We start from the raw sequence: 5,793 nt of genomic DNA, 5'->3' as shown, positions 1-5,793 counted from the left end.
TATGAGTTCATCATTAACACCAGTTTATAGCACCAATGTAATACAGACATCCGTGCTTCCTTTATTTTCTTGTCGCTTACCCTAGTACAAGTCTCAACCGAGAAAGCGATAATTTTTAATTGTTTTGCAATAGGAATAGTCTGTTTTTTGAACTTATTACATTGATGAAATAACAGACTGAATCACTATTTTGAAAATATTCTATTGAATTTAAATAACATTTTATGATTGAGCTACGTGTATAAGCAATAGCTAAAGCTCGTTTAGCTTATTTAATTAGAGAATTGTGATTGACATCAATATTTATAAAAGGGAATATGCTCACCAGCAGGGCATATGCTCAGTATTGGTGCGAATGTGTAATGTTGTTGGATTAATGATGTGACTCTACTGTGTAAACTTAGCTTAGTTGACTGCTTAAGTATTGTTATGGTGGATTGAACCTTGGGGTGTTAAGTTCAACAGGCTGTAAAATATAGTGAGTTATCTGACTTGATCGAGTAAGGCGAGCATATGAACATAAATACACAATTAATAATATTCGACTGCGATGGGGTTGTGATCGACAGTGAGGTGATTAGCGCCAAAGTGTTAATCGATAAACTGGCTCTATTGGGCGCCTGCATTGATATGGCTTTTGTACAACAGCATTTTCTAGGCTGTCAATTTTCCACCGTCGCCGACAAAGTACAGCGTTTGCTCGCGATTACATTACCTGAACAGTTTGAAGCAGAATATCGTCAACAGTTATTGGTTGAGTTTGAAAATAATTTGACAGTAACCGATGGTATTAAATCGATATTGGCAGACTTGAAAGTACCGTATTGCATAGCAACCAGCAGCAGTTTACCGCGTACAACCAGAGCATTAGAAGTTGTAGGGTTAACGGATGTGTTTGGTTCAAATGTTTTTACTGCCAGCGAAGTTAAGCGAGGTAAGCCAGCACCTGATTTATTTTTGCATGCCGCTAAAAGCATGGGGATTGAGCCCCAACATTGTTTGGTGATTGAAGACAGCTTTTTTGGCGTCAGTGCAGCTGTAGCCGCCAAAATGCAAGTGATTCATTATATTGGCGGTGGTCATATAGTTGATAACGTTAGTGATGAGTTACACCCAGTGTCACAAGCTTATCCAGAGATAACTGTACTAAGTCATTGGCGCCATTTTAATCGTCTGATGCCAGCGTTATGCGTTGATACTGAATATAAGGGATAACATGGATAGCAAGTCGAATTCAGAACTCGCGCGATTAGAGCAAGCGGCAAGAGCAGCATGGTTATATTACGTCGCCAAGAATACTCAAGATGAAATTGCCCAAAAATTAGAAGTATCAAGACAGTCAGCGCAACGTTTAGTCGCATTAGCGGTTAGTGAAGGGTTAATTAAAGTCCGTTTAGATCACCCCATTGTTAAATGTATGGAGTTGGGCCAACAGTTAACGCAAGCTTTCAATTTATTGGAATGCGAAATTGTCCCCAGCGATCCTGCTGACGACAGTTCCGTGCATGGTTTAGCGCAATGTGGCGCAGGTGTATTAGAGCGGTACTTAAAATCTGAACAGCCTAAAACTCTAGCCTTTGGTACCGGACGAGCACTCAAAGCTTGTATTGATGAGTTACCTTCGATGCAATGTCCGCAACATAAAATAGTGTCGCTATTAGGCAATATGATGTTAGACGGTTCTGCATCAGCATTTGATATCGTGGTCAGTATGGCTAATCGAGTGCAGGCTAAACATTACCCTATGCCGTTACCCGTTATTGCTACTTCAGTGGCGGAAAAGCAGTTATTGCATGACTTAGCCCCGGTAAAAAGTATTTTTGAATTAGTTAAACAAGCAGATGCCACTTTTGTAGGAATAGGGCACATGGGCGCAGAGTCACCATTATTGCTCGATGGTTTCATTAATCAGCCACAGTTAACCGAGTTAATTAATGACAATGCCACTGGTGAAATCATCAGTTGGGTGTACAACCAGCAAGGGCAGTTACTCGATCATTCAATGAATCAATTAGTGATGAGCTCACCGTTAAGGATTGATTCAAATAAGCCTGTTTACGGTATTGCTGCTGGCCAACATAAAGTTGATGCTATATTTTCAGCATTGCAAGGTCGCTTAATTAATTCATTGATAACCAATGAATATACAGCCGAAAGAATATTAGCAAAACTAAAATGAATGATTAAATAAACTTATTCTTGGAATTTAAGTTAGATCAACAACAAGTAAATATTTTATAAAAATAATATGAATATAAATGGGGTTATTATTTCAACTCAATAGAAATAATAAATAGTCAGTAAAGGAAAGACAGTATCACTTTATCATCGATTTTTGGTGAGGGTTTTACTTATTTTCTAAATAGGAATATAAAAACAATGACAATAAGTCAACATGAGGCTTCATTCAAACAAACGAATGAAGAGCAGCTGCCTGTAGCTAAAAATAAATTACATGGTTGGAAACACTTTGCAGGTTTATATGCTGGGGAGCATGTTGCCGCGACAGAGTTCGTTATTGGTGCCACTTTTGTTGCTCTAGGTGCCTCAACCATTGATATATTACTTGGACTATTAATTGGTAATCTATTGGCGATGTGTTCGTGGTGGTTATTAACGGCACCGATTGCTGTTGAAACTCGACTCAGTTTATATAACTATTTAAATAAGATTGCCGGCGACTCGATGACCAAGCTCTATAACTGGGCTAATGTGATTATCTTCTCGGTGATATCCGCAGCGATGATCACAGTATCGTCCACAGCCGTTCGTTTCTTATTCGACATTCCGGCACAATTAAATTGGTACCCTAGCAGTCTATGGTTTGTGATGATAGTATTAGCGGTAGGATCTATCGTCGTTGTGGTTGCCATGTATGGTTTCTCTACCGTGGCTGACTTTTCTAAAATTTGTGCGCCGTGGTTATTTGTTATCTTTATTGCGGGTTCATTTACCTTATTCCCAGTGTTATCAAATCATGTTATTGGCAGTACCACATTAACGGGCTGGCAAGACTTCATGACCATAGGTGACAGCTCAATTTGGACTGGATTAAATGACAAAGGTGAACCCGGTATTGGTTTACTTGAAGTGATAGGCTTTGCGTGGGCTGCTAACTCAATTACTCACTTCGGTTTGATTGACATGGCTATTTTCCGCTTCGCAAAGCGTAAAAGTTATGGTTTGATTTCAGGTGTTGGTATGTTCTTCGGTCACTACTTAGCATGGATTTCTGCTGGTATTATGGGGGCAGGTACCGCTGTACTATTAAAAACCACTATTACCCAACTCGATCCAGGTGATGTTGCTTACCATGCCTTAGGTTTTTCAGGCTTTGTGATTATCATTATCGCTGGTTGGACAACGGCTAACGCCAATTTATACCGTGCAGGCCTTGCCGCGCAGTCAATATTTGTTAATCATTCTCGTGAACGTACCACCGCCATAGTGGGCTTAGTCACTGTCGTGATAGCGTGTTTCCCATTTGTGTTTTCGCAGATGCTACCGTTACTGACGTATGCCGGTCTTTTAGTTGTACCAGTGGGTGGGATTGTATTTGCTGAGCACGTGTTATTCCCTAAGATTGGCTTAACCCGCTATTGGGCTAAATATCAAAAACTGTCAAAAAGCACACCGGCAATTGCATCTTGGGCATTAGCGTTAGTATTCGGGTTTGGTTTAAATAGTCTTGATATTATTTCATTCTATTACTTATTTATTCCAACGTGGATATTCACTATTATAATTTATACCGTCTTAGCTAAAAAGTATGGTGCCGATTTAGATTATACAGACGCTATATTACTAGATGAGAAAGAACAGCAACAAATAACAGAGTATCAAGATGAAATGGCTAAAGACGATAAGCCTCATGTTGAAGATTGCAGCAAACTCACTAAGTTATTAAATAGCTTTGCGGTAATCTCTTTAGTGGTTATTAGCCTACTGGCTGCGAAAGTGATGTTTTATAGCCCAACAATGACAATCTATGCAGAGAATAAGTCTTTATTTGAAACGGTTTGTTTTGTTTGTACGATAATTTATTTTAGTTGTTCATACATTGCTCTGAAACGACATAAGAAAATAAACTCGTAATCGCAGTATTAATAACTCAAGATTAATGGCTAATCTTAATAGCTTAAGGCTAATGATATTAATATTAATGAAGCATTTGCTTTGAGTTAGCCGTGTTATTCATTAGATAACACAACCATCCATATTGTTTAATTATTTTATGAGGCACAATCCACATGGATCATTCTCAAGATTCACATGTTCAACTGAACACGTTAAACCAACAAAGTTTGTCAACATTACCCGCTAATGTTGATGTGCCAAAATACGACCGTAGCCAGTTAACCGCTGGGATAGTACATATTGGGGTTGGTGGTTTTCATCGAGCTCACCAAGCTATGTATATTAATGAGTTGTTGAAGCAGCCTGGTTCTGAGTCTTGGGCGATTTGTGGTGTCGGTTTGTTAGAAGCTAATCGCAGTCTCTGTGATGTGTTGGTGAAACAAGACTATCTGTACAGTTTAACGGTACGTCACCCGAATGGTCAGATTGATCATCAAGTGATGGGGTCGATGATTGATTTTTTATTTGCACCAGAAAACAAACAACAGGTGATTGATAAACTGATTCACTCAGACACTAAAATTGTGTCGTTAACCATTACAGAAGGCGGTTATAACTTTAACCCTGCAACGGGTGAGTTTGATTTCAACAATCCAGACATTATCCATGATATGGCGAATCCTAATGACCCTATCACTGCATTTGGTTATTTAACGGCAGCACTTAAACAGCGTAAAGCTAAGGGCATGAAACCTTTTACCATTCAGTCTTGTGACAATATTCAGCATAACGGCGACATGACCCGTAAAATGTTATTAGCGTTTGTGAATAAACACGACGCTGATTTAGGCCAATGGATTGATGATAATGTCGCGTTTCCTAATGCGATGGTTGATCGTATAACTCCTGTAACAACCAAAGCGGATATCGAGTATGTGGCTAACACATTACACATTAACGATGAATGGCCAATTACGTGCGAAGCCTTTACTCAATGGGTGATAGAAGACAACTTTAGTGATGGCCGTCCAGCGCTGGATACCGTTGGTGCACAATTTGTCAGTGACGTAACACCATTTGAAATAATGAAAATCCGTTTATTAAATGCAGGCCATTCTGTATTAGGTTTATTAGGTTCTATTCATGGTTTTGCCACCATTGATGAGTCGGTGACCGATCCATTATTTGCAACTTATTTACGTAAATTTATGGACGATGAAGTAACGCCGTTAATTGAGCAACTTGAAGGTATTGATTTAACACAATATAAAGACACGTTAATTGAACGTTTTGCCAACCCAAACATTAAAGACAGTTTGGCGCGAATTTGTCTCGAAAGTTCAGCCAAGTTACCAAAGTTTATCATTGCTTCTATTAATGAAAATATTGCACTAGGCCGTGATACTTCATTGGCAACATTAGTGATTGCAACCTGGTGTTTATACAGTGACAAACGTGTTGATCAGCAAGGGCAAGCGTTAGAGATTAACGATCAAATGTCTGCACAGTTACATGAGTTTGCCAGCAGAACAGCGCAAGATCCGTTAGCGTTTTTACAGCTAACCGATTTATTTGGTGATCTAAACAATCAAGCCAGTTTCTGTAAAGATTATCGTCAAGCGATTACGGCCTTATATGCACCGGGCAGTGACATTAAATCGATTATGCAAGCAAGATTACAAACTAAAGGTTAAGCCCTATGAATAGCATATTAAT

The 5,793-nt window shown here is 39.0% G+C and carries 4 protein-coding genes; all 4 read left to right on the top strand.

Annotated elements, in window-relative coordinates; all coding sequences use genetic code 11:
• The first annotated feature begins 513 nt into the window (after positions 1-513).
• The 4 genes from CXF78_RS11990 (at position 514) to CXF78_RS11975 (ending at position 5,771) form a co-directional block, all read left to right on the top strand.
• Complete coding sequence (locus CXF78_RS11990; RefSeq protein ID WP_102036921.1) at positions 514-1,215, top strand: HAD family hydrolase; 702 nt, start codon at positions 514-516, stop codon at positions 1,213-1,215.
• Position 1,216: 1 nt separating this feature from the next.
• Positions 1,217-2,179, top strand: a complete 963-nt coding sequence (locus CXF78_RS11985) for a sugar-binding transcriptional regulator (RefSeq protein ID WP_102036920.1) — start codon at positions 1,217-1,219, stop codon at positions 2,177-2,179.
• 200 nt (positions 2,180-2,379) lie between these two features.
• Complete coding sequence (locus tag CXF78_RS11980) at positions 2,380-4,095, top strand: purine-cytosine permease family protein (RefSeq protein ID WP_102036919.1); 1,716 nt, start codon at positions 2,380-2,382, stop codon at positions 4,093-4,095.
• Between the two features lie 155 nt (positions 4,096-4,250).
• The gene (locus CXF78_RS11975; protein WP_102036918.1) at positions 4,251-5,771 is read left to right on the top strand and encodes a mannitol dehydrogenase family protein; all 1,521 of its coding nucleotides are present in this window, start codon (positions 4,251-4,253) and stop codon (positions 5,769-5,771) included.
• Positions 5,772-5,793 lie beyond the last annotated feature (22 nt).

The organism is Shewanella sp. 11B5, from assembly GCF_002836795.1.
GTDB lineage: Bacteria > Pseudomonadota > Gammaproteobacteria > Enterobacterales > Shewanellaceae > Shewanella > Shewanella frigidimarina.
The sequence above is the reverse complement of the archived record's forward strand: the minus strand, read 5'-3'. Positions and strand labels throughout refer to the sequence as shown.